This window comes from Mesorhizobium sp. M2A.F.Ca.ET.043.05.1.1, from assembly GCF_003952445.1.
Taxonomy (GTDB): Bacteria; Pseudomonadota; Alphaproteobacteria; order Rhizobiales; family Rhizobiaceae; genus Mesorhizobium.
Window position 1 is genome coordinate 2,335,272 of sequence record NZ_CP034446.1, and the last position, 23,645, is coordinate 2,358,916.

The window sequence follows — 23,645 nt, forward strand, 5'->3', positions numbered from 1 at the left end:
CTCGATCCTCCTCAGGCCCGACCATGCCGCCTGGCAACCAGCACGAAGACGCCGAGCAGCAGCACGCTGGCCAAAGCAGTCGCCGCGGCGAATTCGGGCACCGGGCGGAAATTCCCGGCATCGATCAAAAGCGAGGCGGCGATCGGGCCGATAGCGAGACCGAAGAGCTGCGCGGCCGGAACCAGAAGCACCGCCGTTCGCGTCTCGTCGGCGGTGATTGCCATGCGGATCTGATAGGGCACGATAAAGAGCAGGATGAAGCCCATCACCAGCGCAACCGCCCAGAAGACCGAAAGACCCGGGCCGGACGCAAGCAGGACAGAGCTGATCGCCGCGACGATGCCGATGATCGTGATGGCAAAACGGTAGTCGATGCGCGCCTCAAAGACCGTCGCGGTCATGGCGCCGATCACCTGCGCGGCGAGACTTGCCGACACCATCAGGCCGACGGTGCGGCCGTCGATGCCGAACTGCGCGCCGATGGGCTCCAGAAACGCCCAGACGGCGCCGAAGAACATGAAATAGCAGAAGATCGAGAGCAGCGCGGTGATCGCCGGCACTGTCGCCACATTGCCGAACTGCTCTTCCTTGGGCAGATCGGCATAATCGTCCGGCACGACCCAGGCGACGACCAGCGACAGGAGGCAGACGATGCCGAGCGCGATGAAGCCGCCGGCCGAGCCAGCGGCGGGCACGGCATAGAGCGCCAGGATCAGCGCCAGCGCGCATTGCGCCAAAGTCTGCAGCGTGACGAAATAGCCGCCGATGCGCTCTGCCCGACGCGAGCGGGCGATCAATTCGGTGGCGACGGCGACCAGCCCGCCCTCCGCAACGCCAGCCAGTATGCGCGCGCCGATCAGCCCATTGGGGCTGCCGGCATAAGCGGTCCAGAAATTGGCGAGCGCGAGCAGGACGAGCAGCGCCGCGCTCTTCCAGCGCATGTTCCTGGCAGGCAGCAACATGGCCACGATCGCCGACCCGATGCCGATCGCGATCATCTCGGCGGTGGCGACCAGTGCCAGCTCGTCGCCGGTGACATGGCCTTCGGTATAGAGCGCGCCGAGCAGCACCGGCTGAAGGCCAAGGATGAGCAGGCCGACCGAGCCGATCCACAGCGCCGAGGCAAGCTGCGATCCCGTCGGATTGCCGACGAGCCAATCGCCCTCTTCCGCCTGCGCGGCTTGCGATGCAGTCACGAGATGCCTCCCTTGCAGCCCGATCGAAAAACTGACAAGTTGTCAGCATTCAGTGAAACTGATACTTGATCATGTTTCTTGTCAACCGCGAATTCGCACTTTCCGGGAAAGATGCGGGCCATGACGGGTGCAAAGCGAACGGCGACGGAACCCAGGCGCAGACCGAAGCAGGAGCGCAGCCGCGAGCGCATCGACGCGATCCTCGCCACGACCATGCGGCTGATCGGCGAAAAGGGCATCGACGCGGTGACGATGAAGGAAGTCGGCGCGCTGGCCGGCGGGCCGATCGCGACCGTCTATCACTACTTTCCGTCGAAGTCGGCGATCCTGGCGATGCTCTACGAACGATTTGCCGAGGAAAGCCGGGCGCGCTTCGGCGCGATCATCGCCCGGATAAACGGGCTGGGCGACGTGACGGCGGCCGCCGATCGCATGCTCGACGACTATTATGCCCGCGTCGCGGCTGACCCGGCGATCCAGGACCTGCAGAACGCCATCCAGGCCGACAAGGCGCTGCAGCATCTCGACATTGCCGAGACGAGACACCAGGCGAAGATATTCTGCGACCATGTCGCGCCCATGCTTCAAGCGGATCAGCGCGAGGCGTTCGGGCGGGTCGTGTTCCTGATCTTCCAGCTTGCCGGCGGCGTCGTGCGGCTGGCGCTGACGCAGGACGAGGCAGAAGGCCGGCGCACGATCGACGACTATCGCTCGATCATCCACACGCAGTTGCGGCTGTTTTTGTAGAGTCCCGCCGCCTAGACGTGTTGACGGATCAGCCCTTCAAAGCCGTCGGCAAGATTGGCGTTGCCGGCGGCGAGGAAGGCGGACAGGTTGCGGACGCGGCCGGGCGTCTTGTTGGCGTCGAGCAGAACGGCCTTGCCTTCGTGCATGACGAAATCGAACTTGCCGTAGTCGAAGCCGAGATCGCGTCGTAGCGCGCGAAGCTCGTCGGGAACCGGAACCGGCTCTCGTCGGATCGTATCCTCGCCTTTGACCAGGTTCTGCGGCGAGACATGCCGGGTACAACGCTCGCGTTCTCCGCAAAACAGCCAGAAGCGGGCGCCAAAGCCGTCGGGCTCGGGCTCGGGAACAAACTTTTCCACCACGAGATCCTTGCGATCGAACACGGCCGGGGGAACATCCGCAAGCGAGCCGTGGATGCGGTAGCGATCGAGCAGCCTGGCATCGGGAAACGGCTCCGGCCTGCCGGCGCGCCGCGATCGCCGATTGAGCGTCTGCTCCCGCGTCCCCAGATTGTTGAGGCTGCTCTTGACGATGACTGGGCCTCGCCAGCCGTGATCCCTGTCGATCACCGCGCCGCTGACGCGACGCTTCGAGATATCGGCGGCGCCGATGTTGAGGCAGAATGGATAAGTTCGCGCGTATTCGACATATTCGGGTGGCGTCACGGTCGCGTCGACATGGAGTATCGCGATATCCGCCTCCGGCCTGGCCGACGTGCCCGCAACAATGCGCACGGAATGTCCCCGGCGCTTCAACTCCTCCAGGAGATCGAAGAGCATGTAGGGGCTGTCGCGACGCAGCAACGGCCCGCGACGTCGTTCAAACGCGTCAAACTCATGCGTGATAACCGCAATACGTGCCATCCGCCCTCCTCGGCTTGGTTTCTTAAGCGTCCTCGATTATGCGTTCTAACACAGTGTCGTACGGGCGGGTTTGTGGATGACAGAGCATTGGAATGCAATTCGCAGGCATTGGCAGTTGCTGGGGTCGCCGCTCAGGCCGCCGCCGGAAGTCGTCCGGGCCTATGACCGCGAGCTCGGGCTTGGCCGGTCGCATGTCGTAATGCTCGGCGTGACGCCGGAACTCGCCGGGCTTGGCGCCGCCATGACGGCGGTCGACGAGTCCGCCGATATGATCGCCGGCATCTGGCCGGGCGACACCGACACGCACAAGGCTGTGCAAGGCGACTGGTTCGATCTCCCGTTCGGCGATGCAAGCGTCGAGGCACTGATCGGCGACGGATGCCTCTCGGTCATCGGCGCTGCCGACCTCAGGCGCAGACTGTTCGCGTCGATCGCGCGTGTGTTGAAGGCAAGTGGCCGCGCCGGCATCAGGCTGTACGCCTGCCCCGAGACACGCGACGATCCGCAGGATGTCCGCGCCCTGGCGTTGGCCGGCGGCGTCTCGACCTTTCACGACCTCAAATGGCGGGTGGCCATGACCGCCATCGCCGGCGCGCCGGACTACGTCATACCGGTGACGGGAATTCTCGAGCAATTCGAAGCGATGTTTCCCGACCGCAACGAACTTTCGACACGCACGGGGTGGGAGTTGCCGGTCATCGGAACCATCGACGTCTACCGGAACTCATCCGTCATCTACAATTTCGCGCCGGTAAGCGCGCTTGTCGAGGAAGCCAAGGTATTTTTCGACGACGTCGACGTTGCCCCGACCGGCACATACGGGCTCGCCGAACGCTGCCCGCTGCTGGTGCTGCGAGCGCCGAAGCGCCGAGACTGACGGGCGGGATTGCTCGTCAGTCTCCCGCGACAGCAGGCGCTTTTCATGGTGACGTTTCGCCTGAGAAAAATTTCGCGCCGCTTGCCCCTTTCGCGCGCCTTGACTCTGGCAAGGCGCCGGCCTATCTCAGCGCCACGTTAGCACTCGCCTTTGGTGAGTGCTAACTCATATCCGGCGGCCTCGCCGGATGGAGGAACAGTTCTCACCGTTCTCACTCGAGGAAGACAACATGGCAAAGTCCAAGTTCCGCCCGCTTCATGACCGCGTGGTCGTTCGCCGGGTCGAATCCGAATCCAAGACCGCCGGCGGGATCATCATCCCGGACACGGCCAAGGAGAAGCCGCAGGAAGGCGAGATCATCGCCGTCGGCTCCGGCGCTCGCGACGAAAACGGCAAGCTGGTGCCCCTGGACGTCAAGGCCGGCGACCGCATCCTGTTCGGCAAGTGGTCGGGCACTGAAGTCAAGCTCAATGGCGAAGACCTTCTGATCATGAAGGAATCCGACATTATGGGCATCATCGGCTGAATTTCGGCCTCTCCATCAACTGAGTTTTCGGGCTCTTCCCGAGCCCCTGTCAGGAGCTAACCATGGCTGCAAAAGACGTAAAATTCTCCCGCGACGCCCGTGAGCGCATGCTGCGCGGTGTCAACATCCTCGCCGACGCGGTGAAGGTGACGCTTGGTCCCAAGGGCCGCAACGTCGTCATCGACAAGTCGTTCGGCGCCCCGCGCATCACCAAGGACGGCGTCACCGTCGCCAAGGAGATCGAGCTTGAGGACAAGTTCGAGAACATGGGCGCCCAGATGGTCCGCGAAGTCGCTTCGAAGACCAACGACATCGCCGGCGACGGCACGACCACCGCTACCGTTCTCGCTCAGGCGATCGTGCAGGAGGGCAACAAGGCCGTTGCCGCCGGCATGAACCCGATGGACCTCAAGCGCGGCATCGACCTCGCCGTCGGTGAAGTCGTCGCCGCTCTCGGCAAGGCCGCCAAGAAGATCAAGACCTCCGAGGAAGTCGCCCAGGTCGGCACGATCTCGGCCAATGGCGACGAGTCGGTCGGCAAGATGATCGCGGAAGCGATGCAGAAGGTCGGCAACGAAGGCGTCATCACCGTCGAGGAAGCCAAGACCGCCGAGACCGAGCTGGAAGTCGTCGAAGGCATGCAGTTCGACCGCGGCTACCTCTCGCCCTACTTCGTCACCAACGCCGACAAGATGGTCGCCGATCTGGAAGACGCCTACATCCTGCTGCACGAGAAGAAGCTCTCCAACCTGCAGGCCATGCTGCCGGTCCTGGAAGCTGTCGTTCAGACCTCGAAGCCGCTGCTCATCATCTCGGAAGACGTCGAAGGCGAGGCCCTGGCCACGCTGGTCGTCAACAAGCTGCGCGGTGGCCTGAAGATCGCCGCCGTCAAGGCTCCGGGCTTCGGTGACCGCCGCAAGGCCATGCTGGAAGACATCGCCATCCTGACCGGTGGCCAGGTCATCTCGGAAGACCTCGGCATCAAGCTTGAGAATGTCGGCCTCAACATGCTCGGCCGCGCCAAGAAGGTGTCGATCTCCAAGGAGAACACCACTATCGTCGACGGCGCCGGCAAGAAGGCTGAGATCCAGGGCCGCGTCGCCCAGATCAAGCAGCAGATCGAGGAGACCACCTCGGACTACGACAAGGAGAAGCTGCAGGAACGTCTGGCGAAGCTCGCCGGCGGCGTTGCCGTGATCCGCGTCGGCGGTGCGACCGAAGTGGAAGTGAAGGAAAAGAAGGACCGCGTTGACGACGCGCTCAACGCGACCCGCGCGGCCGTAGAAGAAGGCATCGTCGCCGGCGGCGGCGTGGCCCTGCTGCGCGCCTCGGCCAACGTCAAGGCCACCGGCGTCAACTCCGACCAGGCTGCCGGCATCAACATCGTGCGCCGCGCGCTGCAGGCTCCGGCCCGCCAGATCGCGTCGAACGCCGGTGCGGAAGCTTCGATCGTTGCTGGCAAGATCCTCGAGAACAAGGGCGCGACCTTCGGCTTCAACGCCCAGACCGGCGACTATGGCGACATGATCGCCATGGGTATCGTCGACCCGGTCAAGGTCGTGCGCACGGCTCTCCAGGACGCGGCCTCGGTTGCCGGCCTGCTCGTCACCACCGAAGCCATGATCGCCGAAGCTCCGAAGAAGGAAGCTGCCGGCGGTATGCCGGGCGGCATGCCCGGCGGCGGCATGGGTGGCATGGGCGGCATGGACTTCTAAGAAGTCCATAAAGCACGCCCATCAACTAACATTGCTCAAGCCCGCAAGCGGGCTTGAGTGGCGGCATGGACTTCTGATCCAGCCTACCTAGCTAATGCATACGGAAGGGCGGCAGCGATGCCGCCCTTTTTGTTTTGCGAAGGATTGCCAGGGCGGTCAGCGTTTGATCGGCATTCCGAAACGAAATTGATCTTCTGCTAGAGGGCCGCGCAGGCGGAAATCGGCTAGGAATCCGACTCAGCGTTCGGCCGCGTCTTGAAGAAGATGATCGGCGACCTGCCTTCGGCCTGGCGGCTCGGCGTTCGGACGGCGGCGGGCTCCGGAAGCGACGAGGCTTCCGAAACCGCGAACGGACAGAGAGCTACCGATCCGCCACAGCTAGCTTGGCGCCAAGCATGACGAAGGCAGCGGCGAAGCTGCGGCGCATCCAGGTCAACACCTTCGGCCGCGACACGATGTGGCTGCGCACCGAGGCCGCGAAGACGCCATAGACGGCGAAGACGACGAAGGTCATCAGCATGAAGACACCGGAGAGCTCCAGCATCCTGGGCAGCGCATGCGGCTCGGTGGCGCTGACGAATTGCGGCAGGAAGGCGAAGAAGAAGATCGACAGTTTCGGGTTCAGCACGTTGACCAGGATGCCAGTGGTGATCGTCCTGGCGGTCGAGCGCGGCGCGGCGTCCTCGTCGATGCTCAACCCGCCCTTCTCCTTCAGCGTGTTCCAGGCCATGTAGAGCAGGTAGGCGACGCCGAGATATTTCAGCGTCTCGAAGGCGACGGCGCTGGTGTGCAGCACAGCGGCGAGGCCAGTGATGGCGGCCGCCATATGCGGGATGATGCCCAGCGTGCAGGCGAATGCGGCGACGACCGAGGCCCGCGCCCCGCGCGAGAGGCCGGCGCTCAGCGTGTAGAGGACGCCGGTGCCGGGCGAGGCCACGATGATCAGCGACGTCAACAGGAATTCGATGCTCATGGATTTCCTCCGCGGCCCTGCCCGGCCGGAACCTACCGGGAGGTGCGGATTTCGGCAAGCGCGTGAGATTAGCTCACCGGCAGCCCATGCGCCGTCCTTGCCATCAGGCAGTCGTCGCCGCCGGGCATGCAGGCACGGCAGACATCTGGGCGGAGATCATAGATGCCGCAGGCCGTGTGCTTACCCACCTCTCCGGTGAGCGCAGAGCACCGCGCACCCTCGCAGCGCATTCCGGACTGGTCGGCGGCTACCAGTTCGAGCGGGATGCGGTCCAGTTGCTCATCCTCCTCGGTCGAGAAGCGCGGCCAGTCGGCCGAATAAGAGCAGCAGGCGCCGCAGCTCTGGCAGTCGAAGGCGACGCCTTGCGAAAGCGATACGGTGATGGCGGGGTCGAGCGGCAAGGCGATCCTCATGCGTGCCTTGTCTTGGCGCAGGATTGCGGCCTTCGTCCATCCTTCCACGCAATTTTTCCCGACAGCATGATTTTTTTCGTTTTGCCGGGAACCCTTTCGCCGGCTGCCGGTTTTATCCCTGCTGTCAGCAATTCGAGAGCAATCGAGAAAGGTTGACGGCAAAAGACGCCTCCCGCGTGTAAAAAGCGCGAGAGGCGTTTTTCATCAGACCTCACATGATCACGCTCAACAGCGGCAGGATTTCATAGCGGAAACCGCGACCCGAACGCGCCACCGGGTCGGCGTCGGTTACCGCCCTCGCCTCCGCCTCGCTGCCGGCGCGCAGGATCAGCAGCCCCCATGGGCCGGCCGGATCGGCGACCGGGCCTGCCATGATCATGATGCCTTCGCGGAGCTTCTCGCGCAGATAGTCGGCATGCCTGCCCATCAGCGCCCTTTCTTCCTCCGACATGGTGAGGGCGAAATCCGGCCGCGGCGGGATCAGCCGGCAATGGAAGATCTTTGACGCCATGGCTTCACGCGGTGCTTCACTGCTGGCCATCGCCGCCTCCCCGAAAGTCTATTGCCGCCGGCCGCCCAGAGGGCGGATCCGCTGCGCAACTTCCACGAACGCTACACCTTCTTCCGGAATAGCTCTATTCGTCCGGGCCAGGCTCCGGCCATGGCTCCTTGGCGGCTTCCGCGTACCAATGCCGCATCGCGGGCATCGCCAACACCGCATCGACATAGGCGCGGGTGACGGGCGCCAGCTCGCCGCCATAGGTGTCGAAGCGCGTGACCACCGGCGCATACATGGCATCGGCCGCAGTGAAATGGCCGAACAGGAACGGGCCGCCCTGGCCATATTGCTCGCGGCACTGGCGCCAGATCGCCTCGATCCTCGCCCGCTGCGCCTCGCCTTCGGCATCGAGCGGCTTGTGCGCGTTCGGCCGACGCAGGTTCATCGGCCAGCCGTAACGAACCTCACGAAAACCGGAATGCATCTCGGTCGCAACCGAGCGCGCCAGCGCACGAGCGCCGAGGTCCTCCGGCCAAAGCTTTTTCTCAGGGTAGAGGTCAGCAAGATATTCAAGGATGGCAAGCGTTTCCCAGACGATCCTGCCATTGTGATTCAACACCGGCACAAGCCCGGTCGGCGACACCTTGGCGAGGTTGGCCGCGGTCTGCGGCGTGCGCAGCCGCACGAAGCCCTCCTCGAAAGGTATTTCCAGGTGCCGCATGGCCACCCAGGGCCTGAGCGACCAGGAGGAAAAGCATTTGTTGCCGATATAGAGGGTGAATTTTGCCAAGAACTGTCTCCTGATGATGTCAATTCGCTTCAGCCGTCGTGATCGCGGGCGGCCTCACGCCGGCGCGGGCCTGGATACCAGCGATTGCCGTCTGTATGTCGGGATTGACCTCGAGCGCCCTGCGGCCGGCATCGGTCGTGAGATCGACCTGGTCGACAGGCAGCCTGAGCCTGGTCGGAATCTCGTTCAGCTTCGCCTGCGTCGCCGGATCGAGATCGGCAAAGGAAAGGTGCTCGACCACAAGGCGGACATCACGGCAGTTCCACCCGGCCGACGAACCGCGATAGGCCGAAACGGTCGAGGCCGGCAGCCCGCAGCGATAGCGCACCAGCTCGCCCTTCCATTGCGAGACGGCAAGTTTCAGCGCATCGAACTCGTCGCGCACCGAGGCGGCGAGCGTGGTGCTGGTCACGGCGTCGAGAAGCTCGGCGGCCTTTGGCCCGTGCAGCGACTTCGCCCAGTTCACATCGCTGTCGCTCCCGGCGTCGGCGACGATGAAGATCAGCGTCGTCAGGCGGACCGCGGCCGACGGCGACAGCGGCCCGTAAGGCGTGCCGGCGGCGGAGCGCTCAAGCGTGAAGCCGGTGACGCCGATATTGTCCGTCAGCCCACCGTCGAGCAGCTTCACATAATCGAGCGGATCGTCGTTCTGATAGGAATCGAGCGCGCTGGCATAGGCCTTGAGCCGCAGCGAGGCGTTGCGGTCCGCAAGCGCCTCGCTCAGCCATTGCGGCCTGCGGTAACCGCAATGCGGGCTGGTCGCCGAGACAACGATCGGCGCGAAGACGATCGGCACGGCGGCCGATGCCGCGACAGCGTCGGCAATCCGCACTTGGTCGAGATCACTGCACAGCGCCGCGAAGGTGTCGTAGGTGAAGAGGAACGGCGTGCGGTTGTAGATGTCGGAGGCGTTGATCCAGACGATCGGACCTTTCGGCCGGTGCAAGGCCTTGAAGGTCGCGCCGTCGAACAGATGGTCGTTCAGCCATCTGGCGAAACCGCTGCGGTCGTTGACGCCGCCATAATAGGCGCGGATGAAGTTGACCGGCGAGAACGATGTCCTGAGATCGGCCTCGGCGTTCTGGGTCAGGAAGCGCTCGCGAAAATCCCGGTAGCCGTCCCTGCCCTTGTAGCCGAAATATGCGGCGGCGACGGCGCCGCCCGAAGCGCCCGAAACCATCCTGATGTCGTCGACCAGCGTGCGCCGTTTGGGGCGTTGATCGATGACGACGTCGTCCAGCGCCCGCAAGACGCCGTAGGAGAAAGCGGCGGCCCGCGTGCCGCCGCCGGAAAACGCAAGACCCACGACGGTCGAGCCATCATCGGCCGGGTCGGGGATGTAAGTGGGTGATGGGCGACCGGCTTGCCTGGTGAGCGTGTTGATCGGTCCGACGTCGTCGGCGATGCAGCCAGCCAGGGCCATCAGGACAGCGACAAAAGCCACACGAAGACGCAAACCCGGTTCCCCCAGGGCTGCCCTCTCCCGCAGCCGCTGCGAGCCTAACCGGATTGCGTTGCCCGATGCAACCGCACCCCTCAAGCACCAGCATGACAGGCACCATGGAGGCCGCCGCGGGGCGGCCTTTTCATGTCTGGAATTGCTTGGCGAAAGCGTTGGTGAAGACGATCTCGCCATGGTCGCCAGCCGCCTCGCCCAGCGCCACATCCATGTTGTCGGCCGTGATGCGCGCGAGCGCGAAGCCGCCCATATAGGCCGCCTTCGGCTTGACGAGATCGAGGCCGTCGCGCTGGTAGATCATCGGCACTTCGTGCTGATGGCCGTGGAAGATCGCGATGACGTTGTAGCCGCTGATCGCCGCCAGCAGAGCCTGGCGGTCGGCTTCGCCCCACCAGTGCGGGCGGCCTGAACCATCGTCGTCATAGGTGCGTTTCACCGGATCCCAGCGCTCGGTCGAGAAGGTGTCCCAACCATAATGCTGGAAGACGACCACTGGACGGCCATCGCCGGCATAAGTGGCGAGGTCCTGCTTCAGCCAGGGCAGGCTGCTCGGCGCGCCATGGCCAGTGTCGCCGGCGAAGCGGTGCATCTGGATGAGATGCAGGCCGCCCCAGTCCCAGGAATAGCAGTCGGTATCGACATCATATTCGGTTGCCGGCACAGGCGGCTTGAAGAACACGCCGGGGCGATGGTTGACCTCGACATAATCTCGCAATTCGCGGCGATACCAATCGACATGCGGCGGCGAGCCGTTCTGGTCGAGATCGTGGTTGCCGAGCCCGACATAGACCGGGATGTGGACGCGGTCCGGCCCAATGCCTTCCTGATAGCGCTGGGAGAACTGCAGAAGCTGCGTGCCTTCGCTGGGCTCGGTGACCTGGCCACCGCCATCGTCGGTGATGTCGCCGCCGGTGACGAGGCCGAGCGGCGTGCCTATGCGGGTGCCGGCCGAATGCAGGCCGGTGGAGACGCCGTCAATCTCGGCCGGCCACTTCTTGTCGGCAATGGCGTTCAAGGCCGCGACGTTGCGCAGAAGAGCTGCATCGGTCTTGCCTTCCTGCAGGCAATTGGGGCTGAGGCCGCTTGCCATGCGGCAGGCATGGATATCGGCGACGAAGAGGAAGGTGGCGTCGATCGGCTGGATGCGCTTTCCGGTCTGGCCGAAAGCCGCGCGAGGAAGGGCGCAGGCGGCAGCGAGGAGTGCCGTCCGGGTGATGAGCAAACGGCGCGAGATGGTAGCTGGCGAGGGACGTTTCATCGTTACCCGATTAAACATTCTCGACCCGCCTCGTCCAGTTCAATGCCCAGCCGGCGCCTGGGAGACTGTTCATGCCAAGGCATGAAAGCTCCTGGGTCGACAGAACAACGGCGGTCTGTCATTGCTCTGCTACATGCACCCAGGGGAGGAAGGCATGAAGAGCCTTACAACCGGCATGGTGCTCGCCATGCTCGCATTCGCCGGCGGCGCGCAGGCCGCAGACTGCGTCGACGCCAAATCGGCAAAAGCCGGCTTCGTGCTCGAAAAACCCGGCATAAGCAGCGAGTTCCGACTGGCGCCCGGCGGCATGGTCGCGGTCGCCAACAAATATCAATTGGATTCGCCGCAGACACAGTATCTCTATGCCGGGCTGATCGAGGTGTTCCGCGACAGCGACACCGGCCGGCTGTCGATGATCCCGCTCGGCGACCTGAGGAAGCTGTTCCCGCTGAAGGCGGGCGCCAAGAGCAAGACCGAATTCGTGCGGCTGTCCTCGAAAAAAGCGCCGCAGGGCACCGAGACGCTGGCGCTCACCGTCAAAGGCAAGGACACCTACAGGCTCGGCGACTGCAAATACAATGTGCTCGTGGTCGGCGAAACGATCACCGGCGAGAGTGGCAACGTCATCGATACGTTCACCGCGCTCTATTCGCCGGACCTGCAGGCGGTGCTGGCGCGGCGGTATGATGAAGGGACGAGCGCGCAGAGCGAGGTGGGGTTCGAGCGGATCAAGCCGTTGGCGCAGTAAGGCGCTTTCGGCCGACTGCAAATTGCCAACCGGCCGTGCACCAGTCGCATCAACGCCGACCGGCTGCTACGGCTTGACGGTGAACTCCGTCCACATGCCTGTCGCGAAATGACCGGGGACGTTGCAGATGAGCACGTATTTGCCGGGTTTCAGGTCTACGGTAAGCGTGCCCGAAGCGCCCGGGTCGAGCTCCGAAACCTCTCCCTTGTCACCGGCCTTGTCCTCGTCGACCCTGTTCTCGGCGTCAATATAGGGAAGCGAGGCCGTGGGATCCGCTCGATACATCACGATCATCTCGTGGATAATATCCTTGGAGCTGTTCTTCACCTTGAAGGTGATCTTGCCGGCTTTCACCGTCGCGGGCTTGGCCGTTATCCCCATGCTTGCCTTCGACATATCGACGCCTGACATTCCGTAGGCGAAACCTGTGGTCATGGGCACGTTCGCCCCTTTGTCCCACAACGAAACCTGAACCGTGGCGGCGGCTTGAGCGGCACCAGCCATCGCAAAAATCGCGGCAAGGCCCACAGCCGAATTCCTGACCAGCTTATTCACAGCAAAACTCCTCCGGCAGACACCGGTGGAACCGACACCGGCAACCGACCGCTCTCTGCCATGGAACCTGGCCGAACGGTGCCTGCATGATTGCACCGCCGCCCGCGCCCGACCTTGCGCTGGATCAAACCGATACGCTGAACAACACGGACAGCCTGAGAATGCCTTGGACCCGACTGCCCTACCAGATGTCGTCGTTTCCGAAGGCTCGGCCGATGATTGCAGCCACGAACGCCGGGTCTTCCCAATGTGGGTTGTGGCCGCAGTCCCGCGCCCAGACCAGACGCGATCCGATGATTGCCTGGCTCAGCGCCTGCTGGTGCGCCTCGCCGAAAAGCGGATCGCGCCCGCCGGCGATGATCAGCGTCGGGACCCGCACGGTCCGCGCCGCGGCGGTCAGATCGGTGCGGCGGATCTCTTCGAGAATGGCGCGCCAGCGCGCCGCCGGAATCGCGGAGGCGTCCTGCGCGAGACCGGCGAGAAAAGCCTGAGGCACGCCCGGCTGGCAGGCATGCCACCAGTCATAGAACGGATCCGACGGCGAGATCGGGTCGCGCAGGGCCGCCACGCCGTCGATCAGTTGGTGATGCGATCTGAAATCGGGCTTCTGCGCACTGGCCAGGATGACCAGCCCTCCGATCAAGTCCGGATATTGTGCGGCCAGCGCGATCGACACCATGCCGCCCAGCGAGTGTCCGACGACAACCGGTCGGTCCAGCCGCAAGCGCCGGATCAGCCCGGCAATGTCGTCAGCGAAATCGGCGACACTGCACCCCTCGCCCACCTGCGAGCCGCCATGGCCACGCAGATCCGGCATGATCAGCCGGCGCCCGGAAAGATGCGGGACCAGCAGCGAAAAACTGCGGCTGGTGTCGGTGAAGCCGTGCACCAGGACAAGAGGCGGCTCCGAACCTACGACCTCGACATAGGCTAGGTCGAGGCCGCCGGCATCGACCATCCGCTTGCGGGAGGCCCAGGTGGATTGCTCGATGTCCTGATCCGTTGGCTCCGGGGCTGCCTGGCTCACAATCCGAGCTTTTCCTTGATCGCGGCAAGGCCGGGCTTGCCGTCGAAGGCGGTGACGCCGGCGAGCCAGGCGTCGAGGCGATCCTTGTGCAAGGTGATCGACTTCAGCGCGCCGTCTTCCGGCTTCATGCCATCGTTGATCAGATAGCCCATGCCGACATTTTCCATGTCGATGTCGAAGGCAAGGTTCTTGAGAAACTGCGCGACGTTCGGGCATTCCTGCAGAAAACCCTTGCGCACCTGGGTGGTCACGGTGGCGGCGCCGAAATTCGGACCGAAGAACTTGTCGCCGCCGGTCAGATACTTGAAGTCGTACATCGTGTTCATCGGATGCGGCGCCCAGCCCTGGAAGACGATGAACTGCTTCTCCTTGATCTCGTAGCCGACCTCCGAGAGCATGCCGGCCTCGCTCGATTCCACCACCTGCCAGCCGTCGAGGCCGAATTGCGGATCGGCGATGGCGTCCATCATCAGCTGGTTGGAGCCCGGCTCGATGCCATACATCTTCTTGCCGAACTTGTCGGCGAATTTGTGCAGGTCGGACAGGTCCTTGACGCCGGCGTCCCAGACATAGGTCGGCACGGCGAAAGTGTATTTGGCGCCGACCAGATTGACCCGCACATTCTCGATCGAGCCGTCCTTCTTGTAGGGCTCGTAATAGGTGACCATGGCCGGGTCCCAGTAGCCAAGGAACAGGTCGAGGTCCTTGTTCTTCATTCCTTCATAGATGACGTTGATGCCGAGCACCTCGCTCTGCGGCTCATAGCCGAGCGCCTGCAGCAGGACCTTGGCCACGCCCGTGGTGAAGGCGAGATCATTCCAGCCGGGCTCGGCCATGCGGACCGCTTTACAGCTCTCGGCCTCGGCGGCCTGGGCCGCCTGGGAAGCCAGCATCAGGGCCGCGAGACAAACGCCATTCGCAAGCATCCGCAACATTCCGGTTCTCCTCTTTTTCGATTTTTTTTGACCTAGCGGTCACTTTATTGTCCCACTGGTCAATCATTGATCTGAGCGGGCGAAGATGTCAACATGGATTCGCCATGCATGGATCGGTCCGGTGAAACTGACGCGTCTCAGCGACATACGCCGCAAGGAGTTGCGGCAGGCGGCGTTCGCCGTTCTTGAGCGCGAAGGCATCGCTGGCGCGACGCTGGAAAAGGTCGCGGCCCAGGCCGGCGCTTCGAAGGGCATCGTGCTGCATTATTTCCGCAACAAGCAGGAGCTGTTCGAGCACGCCATGCGCGAGGCCAACGCCGTGCTCTGTCACGCCGTCGTCGCCAGACTGCAGCGGGCGCGGTCTCCGATGGAACGGCTGGACGCCGTGATCGAGGGCAATTTCGAAGAGCACCTGTTCCTGCCGCCACTCTGCCATGCCTGGCTGTCGCTCTGCGCCGAGGTGCCGCGCGACGAGAAGCTGGCACGCATCCAGAAGGTGATCCACGCGCGGATGCGCTCGAACCTGTTGTCCGGTCTGCGCGGTCTCGCTTCGCCGCAACTGGCCGAGGAGATCGTGCTCGGCGTCACCGCCTTGATCGACGGGCTGTGGCTCAGGCTCGGCCTGCAGCCGGGCAGCGTCACGCGCGAACAGGCGGTGCGCCAGGTCAAGGACTTCGTCGCGGGGCGGCTCGCCCTTCGCCAGCCGGCGCTCGTCGGGCTGGCCTCGGCCGGATAAAAGTTCATACGAGTGACAGGCCGCCGGGTGGATGTCGGCTATGTGGCGGGGTGAGGTTGACCGCTCGCGGGGCCGTCCCAATCCTTGAACCCCAGCTTTCCGACCTCATCGAGGATCTGCTCGCGGATCCAGCGATGCGGCGGCTCATCATCGCGGCGGGCGTGCCAGTACATCCTGACCGCCGGCGATTGTATCGGGATCGGCGCCCGATAGATGCCGATCGGCAGGGATTTTGCCGCCGCCACCGCGAACTGCATCGGGACGGCGGCCAGATAAGGTCCGCCGGCCACGGCCAGCGCCACCGCCTGGAAGTGCGGCAAAGCGAGCGTGACGCGACGTGCCCTTCCCATCCTGGCCAGCGCGTCATCGGTGAAGCCTGACATCGAACCGTCGATCGAGCGCAATGCGTGCGGCAGCGCGCAAAAGAGGTCGAGCGGCACCTCTTCGCCCTCGCCGATGCCCGCTGGCCTGAGCGCCTCATTGTCCTTCGCCGCGATGATGGCGAACGGAGAACCGAACAGCGCCACGCTGGAGACCCACTCCGCGACCTCCAGCGGGCGCTCCAGCGCCAGGTCGATCCGATCCTCCTGCAGCAGCTTCGAGACATCGCCGATGGCGCTGTCGAGGAAGCGGAACGATACGCCCGGGGCCACCCCCGCGATGCGCGCGGCAAAGGGCGGCATCAGGAGCATGGAGAAGAAATCGGCACCCATAAGCGTGAAGGTCCGTTCCAGCCTCGCCGGATCGAAATCGGTTGCCGGCTGAAAGGCGCGCTCGATCTCGCGCAATGCCGCGCGCACCGGCTCAGCCAGGCTCTCAGCGCGCAGCGTCGGCACCATGTCGTTGCCGCGGCGCACGAAGAGCTGGTCGTTGAGCGCATGGCGCAGGCGGTTGAGCGCCGCGCTGACGGCTGGCTGGCTAAGGCCGATCTGCTCGCCGGCGCGCGTCACGCTCTTCTCGCGCAGAAGCGCGTCGAGCACCCTCACCAGATTAAGGTCGAGCGCATTCAAATTCATCGCATCGATCCGCCCCATACGATCATTCGATTTCCGTCGGCCACCCATCCCAGGTTAGGTCGCTGTCGAAGCAGTTTCGCCGGCGCCCAACAGAGAAAGAGCAATCATGACAATGATCAACACCAGCATCGCAGGCAAGGAACTCCTTTGGTTCAACAACACCCTTGTCGCCATCCAGGTCTCTTCGGCCGACGGCGAGAATGGGATCTGCGTTATCGAACACCGCCAGCCCTATGGCGATTCCGCGCCGCTGCACGTGCACCGCAACGAGGACGAGGTGTTTCATATCCTTGAAGGGCGGATACGCTTCGTCATCGACGGCCGCGAGCGGATCGCCGGCGCCGGCGAGACGGTGCTCGCGCCGAAAGGCCTGCCGCACACCTACAGGGTCGAGTCTCCGGAAGGGGCGCATACGCTCACAGTGACGCGCGGTCCGGATTTCGAGACGATGGTGCGCAAGGCAAGCCGGCCCGCCGAACGGGCCGACCTGCCGCCGGTGGCGGCGCCGACGCCGCAGACGATCGAGATGCTGACCAGGCTGTGCGCGGAGAACGGCATCGACATTGTCGGGCCGCCGCTGGCGTGAGCCTTCCCTTCAACCGATTTGCATCTTCCTCGCCCGCAATCTCCGCTTGATGCCGTTTGTGCAACGCGATACGCCCTTGCCCAAATCGACAGACCGGAGAGTAGCCGTGAGCGCTGAAAAGATCAGAACCGAAACCGATACGTTCGGTCCCATCGAGGTGGCGGCCGACCGCTATTGGGGCGCGCAGGCGCAGCGCTCTCTGGGCAATTTCAAGATCGGCTGGGAGAAGCAGCCGGCTTCGATCGTGCGCGCGCTCGGCATCGTCAAGCGCGCCGCGGCCGAGGTGAACATGGAGATGAAGCGGCTCGATCCGGCGATCGGCAAGGCGATCGTGGACGCCGCACAGGAAGTGATCGACGGCAAGCTTGATGCCCATTTCCCGCTGGTGGTGTGGCAAACCGGCTCCGGCACTCAGTCCAACATGAACGCCAACGAAGTGATCTCCAACCGGGCGATCGAGATGCTCGGCGGCGTCATGGGCTCGAAGAAGCCGGTGCACCCCAACGATCACGTCAATATGAGCCAGTCGTCGAACGACACCTATCCGACGGCCATGCACATCGCCTGCGCCGAGCGGGTCGTCCACCACCTGATCCCTGCCCTGCATCATCTGCACAAGGCGCTCGACGCCAAGGCGCGGGCCTTCAACCACATCATCAAGATCGGCCGCACGCACACGCAGGACGCCACGCCGCTGACCCTTGGCCAGGAATTTTCCGGCTATGCCGCGCAGGTCGCCTCCTCGATCAAGCGCATCGAGCAGACGCTGCCCGGCCTGCAGGAACTGGCGCAAGGCGGCACCGCCGTAGGCACCGGCCTCAACGCGCCGGTCGGCTTCGCGGAAAAGGTGGCGGACCGCATCGCCGCCATCACCGGCATCGCCTTCGTGACCGCGCCGAACAAGTTCGAGGCGCTCGCGGCGCATGATTCCATGGTGTTCTCGCATGGCGCGATCAACGCGGCGGCCGCGGCTCTCTTCAAGATCGCCAACGACATCCGCCTGCTCGGCTCCGGCCCGCGCTCGGGCCTCGGCGAGCTGTCGCTGCCGGAGAACGAGCCCGGATCCTCGATCATGCCGGGCAAGGTCAACCCGACCCAGTGCGAGGCGCTGACGCAGGTCTGCGTGCAGGTGTTCGGCAACAATGCGGCGCTCACCTTCGCCGGCAGCCAGGGCCATTTCGAGCTCAATGTCTACAACCCACTGATGGCCTACAACTTCTTGCAGTCGGTGCAGTTGCTGGCCGATGCCTCCGTCTCCTTTACCGACAATTGCGTTGTCGGCATCGAGGCGCGCGAGGACAACATTAAGGCCGCGCTGGAGCGCTCGCTGATGCTGGTGACGGCGCTTGCCCCCACCATCGGCTACGACAACGCCGCCAAGATCGCCAAGACCGCGCACAAGAACGGCACGACCTTGCGCGAGGAGGCCCTGGCGACGGGGCTGGTCAGCGAGGCTGACTATGATCGGCTGGTGCGCCCTGAGGACATGACGCATCCGGGGTAGTTTTCGCGACGCGGAGCGAGGCTGTTACAAGCTGCTGCGGCCTCGCGATGTCATTCCAGGGCGAAGCATCCCCGACCGCTTGCGGCTGCTTTGAGGTCACGGCATGGATTCTCGGGTCTGCGCCGCGTCGCTTCGCTCCTTGCTCCGCCCGTAGATGACGACGTGACGAGCGTCTCGGCAATCGCCGAGCTCTCGCAAACTTCGGACCGAGGATTCCGTTTTGCGGCAGCAGAATTTACCGGGATAGCCTAATCTCGCGACATGATTTTCGCGCGCGGGCACCAATTCCAAAAACATATATCCTGTGAACAATGTGTCGCCGCATAGGTGGCTTTTTGTGAACAGTCAACATCGTTTATCTGACGGGTCATTCAACCCGTTTGGAGAACCGCCATGTCCATCAACTCTTCCGTCGCCGGCAACGGCACCGCATCCAACAGCTCCACCACGATCCTGCTCGGCCGCATCCTGCTGGCCGTGATCTTCCTGCTTTCCGGCTTCGGCAAGCTCACCGCCATTTCCGGCACCGCCGCCTATTTCGGCTCCCTTGGCCTGCCGGTCCCGACCGTTACCGCGGTCCTCGTCGGCCTGATCGAACTGCTCGGCGGCCTTGCCGTCCTCGTCGGCTTCCAGACCCGCATCGTCGCCTGGGTGCTCGCCACCTTCACGATCGCCACCGGGCTGGTCGCCCACACCGGCTGGGCCGACCAGATGCAGATGATCCAGTTCCTCAAGAACCTCGCCATCACCGGCGGCTTCATCCTGCTCGCCTCGTCCGGCGCCGGCGCCTATTCGATCGACGCCAAGCGCGCCTGATCCTTCTTTCCTCCCAAGCCCAAACTCGAAAGCGGCGTGGAATTTTCCGCGCCGCTTTTTCGTTGCAGGCGTAGACTGCGCCGCAGCCGGCGTCAGCCGGCAAGGGAGGTGGCCAATGTTCCGCAATGCATTGCTTCTGGTCTCGCGGCTGCTTCTAGCCGCGCTGTTCGTGCCGTCGGGCTTTCAGGCCCTCACCCACATCTCCGGCACGATCAATTATTTCGCCGGGCTCGGCCTGCCGTCGCCGACTTTAGCGGCCTGGGGCACCGGCTTGTTCGAACTGATCGCCGGGCTCTTGATCCTTGTCGGTTTCCAGACCCGGATCGTGGCGCTTCTGCTTGCCGCCTTCTGTATCGTCGCGGGCTTCATCGGCCATTACGGCCAGGGCGGCGACGATGCCACGCTCGCCTTCCTGCACCAGCAGATGCTGATGAAGGACATCGCCATTGCCGGCGGCTTCTTGGCGCTCGCCATGGCCGGCGCCGGCGCATGGTCTGCTGACGGGCGCGGCTTCGGGATCGCCGCCGAGGTGACCTGAGCCAGCCCTTTCACCGAAACGTCCTATTTTACCGAGACGCTCGGACCGCCTTCGACCGCCAGCACCAGGCGCCGGTTGGTGATGCGGGCCAGTTGCGCCAGCCGTCCGGCGGGGCGCTCGCCATAAAGGTCGGAAAGCGAGGCTGGCAGCACCAGCGCCAGCGCGCCGTTGCCACGGCTTTCCCATTTCAGCCGCGGCATGACGCCCGGCATCGCCGCCGTCAGCAGATAGACCACGCGCATCATCGCCGCCAGAACTCGGGCGCGTTCCAGAAGGCGCGGCGGCGCCAGCGCCTTGATCTCGGGCGCGATGCCGTCGTTGAAGATGCCGTCATGGCGGTAGGCGTTGGCCAGGGCCAGATAGGCGCGTCCGGGATGGTCGACACCGATGAAGGAGGCGTGCGCGATGATGTTGAGCGACTGCCTGCCGCGATATTCGGGATGCGCGCGCCAGCCGATATCGGCGAGCAGGCAGGCGGCATGGCGGTAGCGCGTTTCGTCTTCCGTCTCGTCGATGCCGAAGGCCTTGAATGCCTTGCCTGTCCACTCGACAAGGTCATGCGCGTGGTGCACCGAGCGCGAGCGCAACAACGCCAGTTCCTCGGCCGCCGAGATCAGCGGGTCGGCCTTCTGCTCCTCGGCGTCGAGCAGCGAATAGAGAAAGCCCTCGCGCACGCCTTGCGCCGAGACGATGATCTTCGAGGGCTGCATCGCCGTCATGATCTCCTGCAGCACGACGGCGCCGTAGGGCAGCAGCGAGCGGCGGTTCTTGGAGACGCCTTCGATGCCCCTCACCTTCTCGACCTCGCCCTTGGCCACCTGCCTGAGGAAGGTCTGCGCGCTGTCGGCCGAAATCTCGTAGTGATGCATGATGCCGAGCGGGTAGTTGTTCATCTCCATATGCAGCCTGGCGAGGTTTCGCCAGGTGCCGCCGACGGCATAAAAGACCCTGCCTTGCCCGCCCTTGAGCAACTTTGCCCGCGCCAGTTCCTGGCGCGCGATCTTCTGCGCCTGCGCCAGCGAGTTCTTGGCCATGTCCTGCAGGCGCAGGCCGCCGAGCGGCAGCGTGATGCCGTCGCCGATCGCCTCCCGGTTGATGTCGATCAGTTCGAGGCTGCCGCCGCCGAGGTCACCGGCGATGCCGTTGGCCGGATGGAAACCGGAAATGACGCCGAGCGCCGAATAATAGGCTTCCTGGCGGCCGGTGAGCACGCGGATCTCGGTCTTCAGCACCTCCTCGGCGCGGTGGATGAAATCGGGACCGTTGACCGCCTCGCGCGCGGCGGCGGTGGCCAGCACATACATGTGCTCGGCGCCTGCCTGATCCGACAGCGCGCGGAAGCGGCGGAACTCCTCCATCGAACGCGTCACGGCTTCGGGATCGAGCTTGCCCGTCGAAACGATGCCGCGGCCGAGGCCGGCCAGCATCTTTTCGTTGAACAGCAGCGAGGGCGAGCGCGCCAGCCCTTCATAGACGACAAGGCGGATCGAGTTCGACCCTATGTCGATGATCGACAGCGGCCGCCGGTCCTGAAGCCGGCCCTGGGAAACTGCAATCACGCGGCGCTGTTCTTCTTGCGGCGTTTGAACTGGGCGATGCGCTTGGGCGCATGCGATTTCAGCGCGTCACCCCGTCCGGAGAGGCTCGGATTGGTCATGAAGTATTCCTGCGCGTTGAACGGCTCCTCGCCCTCCTCCAGCGCAACGCGCCGGGAGGTGCCGTCAGCCAATACGTCGAAACTTTGCTGGTTGTCCATGATGTTGCCCAGCATGATCTGGCCAAGCACCTGTTCATGCACAGTTGGATTGGTGATCGGCACCAGCGTCTCGACGCGGCGGTCGAGATTGCGCGGCATCATGTCGGCGGACGAGATGTAGACGACCGCCTCGTCCGACGGCAGGCCGTAGCCATTGCCGAAGCAGTAGATGCGGCTGTGCTCGAGGAAGCGGCCGACGATCGATTTCACCCTGATGTTTTCCGAAAGGCCCGGCACCTGCGGCCTCAGGCAGCAGATGCCGCGCACGACGAGGTCGATCTCGACCCCGGCGCGGCTGGCGTCGTAGAGCGCGTCGATGACGGTCGGGTCGACCAGCGCGTTCATCTTCATCCATATGCGCGCCGGCCGTCCTTCGCGGGCATGGACGACCTCCTCGGCGATGTGCTTCAGGATGCGGTTGCGCAGCGTGAAGGGCGACACGGCAAGGCGCATCTCCTCGGCCGGTTCGGCATAGCCGGTGATGAAGTTGAAAATCTGCGCGACATCGCGCGCGATCGTCGGGTCGGTGGTGAAGAAGGACAGGTCGGTGTAGATTCGGGCGGTGACCGGGTGGTAGTTGCCGGTGCCGAGATGGACGTAGTTGCGCAGCCGGCCGTCCTCGCGGCGCACGATGAGCGACATCTTGGCGTGGGTCTTCAGCTCCAGGAAGCCGAACACGACCTGGACGCCGGCGCGCTCAAGGTCACGCGCCCAGCGGATGTTGGCCTCCTCGTCGAAGCGCGCCTTGAGCTCGACCAGCGCGGTCACCGACTTGCCGGCCTCCGCGGCGTCGATCAGCGCGCGCACGATCGGGCTGTCGTTCGAAGTGCGGTAGAGCGTCTGCTTGATCGCCACCACCTCCGGGTCGGCGGCGGCCTGGCGCAGGAACTGCACCACCACGTCGAAGGATTCGTAAGGATGGTGGACGATGATGTCCTTCTCGCGGATGGCGGCCAGGCAGTCGCCGCCATGCTCGCGGATGCGCTCGGGAAAGCGCGGATTGTAGGGGGTGAACTTCAGGTCGTCGCGCGGAATGGCGACGATCTCGGAAATCTGGTTGAGAGCCAGCGGACCGGTGAGCACACTGATGCGGCTCGCCGAGACGCCGAGCTCGCCGGCGACGAAATCGCGCAATTCGGCCGGCATCAGCGTGTCGAATTCGATACGGATCACCGAACCGCGGCGCCGCCGCTTCAGCGCCGTCTCGAACAGGCGCACGAGGTCTTCCGATTCTTCCTCGACCTCGATATCGCTGTCGCGGATGATGCGGAACGTGCCCGAGCCCTTGACCTCATAGCCGGGGAACAGCTTGCCGATATAGAGGCCGACCGCCTCCTCCAGCGGGATGAAGCGCACATGGCGCTTGCGGTCCGGCAGGCGGATGAAACGCCTGAGCGCCACCGGCAGGCGCAAGAGCGCGCTCATCTCCTCGCCATTCTTGCGATGGCGCAATTGCAAGGCGATGGAAAAGCCGAGATTGGGGATGAAGGGAAACGGATGCGCCGGGTCGATCGACAGCGGCGTCAGCACCGGGAACACCTGTTCCTGGAAATGCTCCTCCAGCCAGGTCTTCTCATCCTTGGTCAGCGCGTCGCGGGTGATGCTTTCGATGCCTTCCTTGTTGAGCAGGGCCATCAGCGCCGAGAGGCTCTTCTGCTGGTCCTCCTGCAGGCGCTCGACCTCGCGCAGCAGCTGCTCGAGCTGCTGCTCGGGCGTGCGGCCGTCCGGGCTCTTCAACGCGATCCCTTCGCGCACCTGACCGGCAAGGCCGGCAACGCGGACCATGAAGAACTCGTCGAGATTGGCGGCCGAGATCGACAGGAAGCGGACGCGCTCGAGCAGCGGATGATGCTCGTTGAGCGACTCTTCCAGCACGCGGCGGTTGAATTGCAGCCAGGAGAATTCGCGGTTGACGAAACGGTCGGGATTGCCGCCGTCGGGACTCGCCGCCTCGACGGTGATGAACTCGCTCTGCACCGGCTTCAGTTCGTTCATGTTTCCCGCTCTGCCTGCAACCGTCCCTGGAGCGCCGCATATTGCCGTCCGGCGACGCCCTAACATCTCTTTGTGACGCACGGTCGTCACGGAATCGCTCCGTGCCAGCCTCACGCG

The 23,645-nt window shown here is 64.2% G+C and carries 24 protein-coding genes; 10 read left to right on the forward strand and 14 right to left on the reverse strand.

Features of this window, described 5'->3' with window-relative positions; genetic code table 11:
* Positions 1-11: 11 nt before the first annotated feature.
* Positions 12-1,196 carry an MFS transporter gene (locus EJ069_RS11270; protein WP_126061347.1) on the reverse strand — a complete coding sequence of 395 codons (1,185 nt, stop codon included), beginning with the start codon at positions 1,194-1,196 and terminating at the stop codon, positions 12-14.
* A gap of 120 nt (positions 1,197-1,316) precedes the next feature.
* On the opposite strand from EJ069_RS11270, the gene EJ069_RS11275 reads away from it, so the two are divergent.
* Complete coding sequence (locus EJ069_RS11275) at positions 1,317-1,943, forward strand: TetR/AcrR family transcriptional regulator (protein ID WP_126061348.1); 627 nt, start codon at positions 1,317-1,319, stop codon at positions 1,941-1,943.
* An 11-nt stretch (positions 1,944-1,954) separates the two neighbouring features.
* Here EJ069_RS11275 and EJ069_RS11280 read toward each other — a convergent pair whose 3' ends face one another.
* Positions 1,955-2,806: a hypothetical protein gene (locus EJ069_RS11280; protein ID WP_126061349.1), complete on the reverse strand. Its 852-nt coding sequence runs from the start codon at positions 2,804-2,806 to the stop codon at positions 1,955-1,957.
* Between the two features lie 76 nt (positions 2,807-2,882).
* Between EJ069_RS11280 and EJ069_RS11285 the strand changes: the two genes are divergently transcribed.
* The 3 genes from EJ069_RS11285 (at position 2,883) to groL (ending at position 5,924) form a co-directional block, all read left to right on the forward strand.
* A complete protein-coding gene (locus EJ069_RS11285) occupies positions 2,883-3,683 on the forward strand; it encodes a methyltransferase domain-containing protein (RefSeq protein WP_126061350.1) in 801 nt (266 codons plus the stop codon).
* A gap of 229 nt (positions 3,684-3,912) precedes the next feature.
* Positions 3,913-4,209: a co-chaperone GroES gene (groES, locus tag EJ069_RS11290; RefSeq protein WP_073987612.1), complete on the forward strand. Its 297-nt coding sequence runs from the start codon at positions 3,913-3,915 to the stop codon at positions 4,207-4,209.
* A 62-nt stretch (positions 4,210-4,271) separates the two neighbouring features.
* The gene (gene groL, locus EJ069_RS11295) at positions 4,272-5,924 is read left to right on the forward strand and encodes a chaperonin GroEL (protein WP_126061351.1); all 1,653 of its coding nucleotides are present in this window, start codon (positions 4,272-4,274) and stop codon (positions 5,922-5,924) included.
* Positions 5,925-6,285: 361 nt separating this feature from the next.
* On the opposite strand, the gene EJ069_RS11300 is transcribed toward groL, so the two are convergent.
* From EJ069_RS11300 to EJ069_RS11325, 6 genes are all read right to left on the reverse strand, one after another.
* Positions 6,286-6,897, reverse strand: coding sequence for a LysE family translocator (locus tag EJ069_RS11300; protein WP_126061352.1), 612 nt, complete (start codon positions 6,895-6,897; stop codon positions 6,286-6,288).
* 68 nt (positions 6,898-6,965) lie between these two features.
* The gene (locus tag EJ069_RS11305) at positions 6,966-7,310 is read right to left on the reverse strand and encodes a YkgJ family cysteine cluster protein (RefSeq protein WP_126064691.1); all 345 of its coding nucleotides are present in this window, start codon (positions 7,308-7,310) and stop codon (positions 6,966-6,968) included.
* Between the two features lie 211 nt (positions 7,311-7,521).
* A complete protein-coding gene (locus tag EJ069_RS11310) occupies positions 7,522-7,851 on the reverse strand; it encodes a YciI family protein (protein ID WP_245456504.1) in 330 nt (109 codons plus the stop codon).
* A gap of 94 nt (positions 7,852-7,945) precedes the next feature.
* A complete protein-coding gene (locus EJ069_RS11315; protein ID WP_126061353.1) occupies positions 7,946-8,599 on the reverse strand; it encodes a glutathione S-transferase family protein in 654 nt (217 codons plus the stop codon).
* Positions 8,600-8,618: 19 nt separating this feature from the next.
* On the reverse strand, positions 8,619-10,022 hold the full coding sequence (locus tag EJ069_RS11320; protein WP_126064693.1) for a patatin-like phospholipase family protein: 1,404 nt from the start codon (positions 10,020-10,022) through the stop codon (positions 8,619-8,621).
* 163 nt (positions 10,023-10,185) lie between these two features.
* A complete protein-coding gene (locus tag EJ069_RS11325) occupies positions 10,186-11,334 on the reverse strand; it encodes a metallophosphoesterase (protein WP_126061354.1) in 1,149 nt (382 codons plus the stop codon).
* A 136-nt stretch (positions 11,335-11,470) separates the two neighbouring features.
* On the opposite strand from EJ069_RS11325, the gene EJ069_RS11330 reads away from it, so the two are divergent.
* Complete coding sequence (locus EJ069_RS11330) at positions 11,471-12,064, forward strand: hypothetical protein (RefSeq protein WP_126061355.1); 594 nt, start codon at positions 11,471-11,473, stop codon at positions 12,062-12,064.
* A gap of 66 nt (positions 12,065-12,130) precedes the next feature.
* Here the strand turns inward: EJ069_RS11330 and EJ069_RS11335 are convergent, their stop codons facing one another.
* The 3 genes from EJ069_RS11335 to choX all read right to left on the reverse strand — a co-directional run bounded on the left by EJ069_RS11335 (position 12,131) and on the right by choX (position 14,581).
* Positions 12,131-12,592, reverse strand: a complete 462-nt coding sequence (locus EJ069_RS11335; protein WP_245456505.1) for a sulfocyanin-like copper-binding protein — start codon at positions 12,590-12,592, stop codon at positions 12,131-12,133.
* A 208-nt stretch (positions 12,593-12,800) separates the two neighbouring features.
* On the reverse strand, positions 12,801-13,646 hold the full coding sequence (locus tag EJ069_RS11340) for an alpha/beta hydrolase (RefSeq protein ID WP_245456506.1): 846 nt from the start codon (positions 13,644-13,646) through the stop codon (positions 12,801-12,803).
* Positions 13,643-14,581, reverse strand: a complete 939-nt coding sequence (gene choX, locus EJ069_RS11345; protein ID WP_126061356.1) for a choline ABC transporter substrate-binding protein — start codon at positions 14,579-14,581, stop codon at positions 13,643-13,645. Before choX ends, EJ069_RS11340 begins: the two co-directional genes overlap by 4 nt.
* Before the next feature lie 85 nt (positions 14,582-14,666).
* Between choX and betI the strand changes: the two genes are divergently transcribed.
* Positions 14,667-15,317, forward strand: coding sequence for a transcriptional regulator BetI (gene betI, locus EJ069_RS11350; protein WP_126061357.1), 651 nt, complete (start codon positions 14,667-14,669; stop codon positions 15,315-15,317).
* Positions 15,318-15,355: 38 nt separating this feature from the next.
* On the opposite strand, the gene EJ069_RS11355 is transcribed toward betI, so the two are convergent.
* The gene (locus EJ069_RS11355; protein ID WP_126061358.1) at positions 15,356-16,333 is read right to left on the reverse strand and encodes a LysR family transcriptional regulator; all 978 of its coding nucleotides are present in this window, start codon (positions 16,331-16,333) and stop codon (positions 15,356-15,358) included.
* Between the two features lie 106 nt (positions 16,334-16,439).
* On the opposite strand from EJ069_RS11355, the gene EJ069_RS11360 reads away from it, so the two are divergent.
* The 4 genes from EJ069_RS11360 (at position 16,440) to EJ069_RS11375 (ending at position 19,777) form a co-directional block, all read left to right on the forward strand.
* On the forward strand, positions 16,440-16,919 hold the full coding sequence (locus tag EJ069_RS11360) for a cupin domain-containing protein (RefSeq protein ID WP_126061359.1): 480 nt from the start codon (positions 16,440-16,442) through the stop codon (positions 16,917-16,919).
* Between the two features lie 106 nt (positions 16,920-17,025).
* Entirely contained in the window at positions 17,026-18,423 is a 1,398-nt protein-coding gene (fumC, locus tag EJ069_RS11365) for a class II fumarate hydratase (protein WP_126061360.1), read from the forward strand.
* 393 nt (positions 18,424-18,816) lie between these two features.
* A complete protein-coding gene (locus EJ069_RS11370) occupies positions 18,817-19,239 on the forward strand; it encodes a DoxX family protein (RefSeq protein WP_126061361.1) in 423 nt (140 codons plus the stop codon).
* Between the two features lie 115 nt (positions 19,240-19,354).
* Positions 19,355-19,777: a DoxX family protein gene (locus tag EJ069_RS11375; protein ID WP_126061362.1), complete on the forward strand. Its 423-nt coding sequence runs from the start codon at positions 19,355-19,357 to the stop codon at positions 19,775-19,777.
* 23 nt (positions 19,778-19,800) lie between these two features.
* On the opposite strand, the gene ppx is transcribed toward EJ069_RS11375, so the two are convergent.
* Positions 19,801-21,336: an exopolyphosphatase gene (gene ppx, locus EJ069_RS11380; protein WP_126061363.1), complete on the reverse strand. Its 1,536-nt coding sequence runs from the start codon at positions 21,334-21,336 to the stop codon at positions 19,801-19,803.
* Positions 21,333-23,528, reverse strand: coding sequence for an RNA degradosome polyphosphate kinase (locus EJ069_RS11385; protein ID WP_126061364.1), 2,196 nt, complete (start codon positions 23,526-23,528; stop codon positions 21,333-21,335). Before EJ069_RS11385 ends, ppx begins: the two co-directional genes overlap by 4 nt.
* Positions 23,529-23,645 lie beyond the last annotated feature (117 nt).

Bases quoted from the DNA above. Each gene is read 5' to 3' on its own strand.
- EJ069_RS11375 (WP_126061362.1), top strand. From the start codon at position 19,355: ATGTTCCGCAATGCATTGCTTCTGGTCTCGCGGCTGCTTCTAGCCGCG.
- EJ069_RS11370 (WP_126061361.1), top strand. From the start codon at position 18,817: ATGTCCATCAACTCTTCCGTCGCCGGCAACGGCACCGCATCCAACAGC.
- EJ069_RS11320 (WP_126064693.1), bottom strand. From the start codon at position 10,022: ATGGCCCTGGCTGGCTGCATCGCCGACGACGTCGGACCGATCAACACG.
- EJ069_RS11285 (WP_126061350.1), top strand. From the start codon at position 2,883: ATGACAGAGCATTGGAATGCAATTCGCAGGCATTGGCAGTTGCTGGGG.
- EJ069_RS11385 (WP_126061364.1), bottom strand. From the start codon at position 23,528: ATGAACGAACTGAAGCCGGTGCAGAGCGAGTTCATCACCGTCGAGGCG.
- EJ069_RS11330 (WP_126061355.1), top strand. From the start codon at position 11,471: ATGAAGAGCCTTACAACCGGCATGGTGCTCGCCATGCTCGCATTCGCC.
- betI (WP_126061357.1), top strand. From the start codon at position 14,667: ATGTCAACATGGATTCGCCATGCATGGATCGGTCCGGTGAAACTGACG.
- EJ069_RS11300 (WP_126061352.1), bottom strand. From the start codon at position 6,897: ATGAGCATCGAATTCCTGTTGACGTCGCTGATCATCGTGGCCTCGCCC.
- EJ069_RS11280 (WP_126061349.1), bottom strand. From the start codon at position 2,806: ATGGCACGTATTGCGGTTATCACGCATGAGTTTGACGCGTTTGAACGA.
- EJ069_RS11310 (WP_245456504.1), bottom strand. From the start codon at position 7,851: ATGGCCAGCAGTGAAGCACCGCGTGAAGCCATGGCGTCAAAGATCTTC.
- EJ069_RS11275 (WP_126061348.1), top strand. From the start codon at position 1,317: ATGACGGGTGCAAAGCGAACGGCGACGGAACCCAGGCGCAGACCGAAG.
- EJ069_RS11305 (WP_126064691.1), bottom strand. From the start codon at position 7,310: ATGAGGATCGCCTTGCCGCTCGACCCCGCCATCACCGTATCGCTTTCG.
- choX (WP_126061356.1), bottom strand. From the start codon at position 14,581: ATGTTGCGGATGCTTGCGAATGGCGTTTGTCTCGCGGCCCTGATGCTG.
- EJ069_RS11360 (WP_126061359.1), top strand. From the start codon at position 16,440: ATGACAATGATCAACACCAGCATCGCAGGCAAGGAACTCCTTTGGTTC.
- EJ069_RS11325 (WP_126061354.1), bottom strand. From the start codon at position 11,334: ATGTTTAATCGGGTAACGATGAAACGTCCCTCGCCAGCTACCATCTCG.
- groES (WP_073987612.1), top strand. From the start codon at position 3,913: ATGGCAAAGTCCAAGTTCCGCCCGCTTCATGACCGCGTGGTCGTTCGC.
- EJ069_RS11355 (WP_126061358.1), bottom strand. From the start codon at position 16,333: ATGAATTTGAATGCGCTCGACCTTAATCTGGTGAGGGTGCTCGACGCG.
- groL (WP_126061351.1), top strand. From the start codon at position 4,272: ATGGCTGCAAAAGACGTAAAATTCTCCCGCGACGCCCGTGAGCGCATG.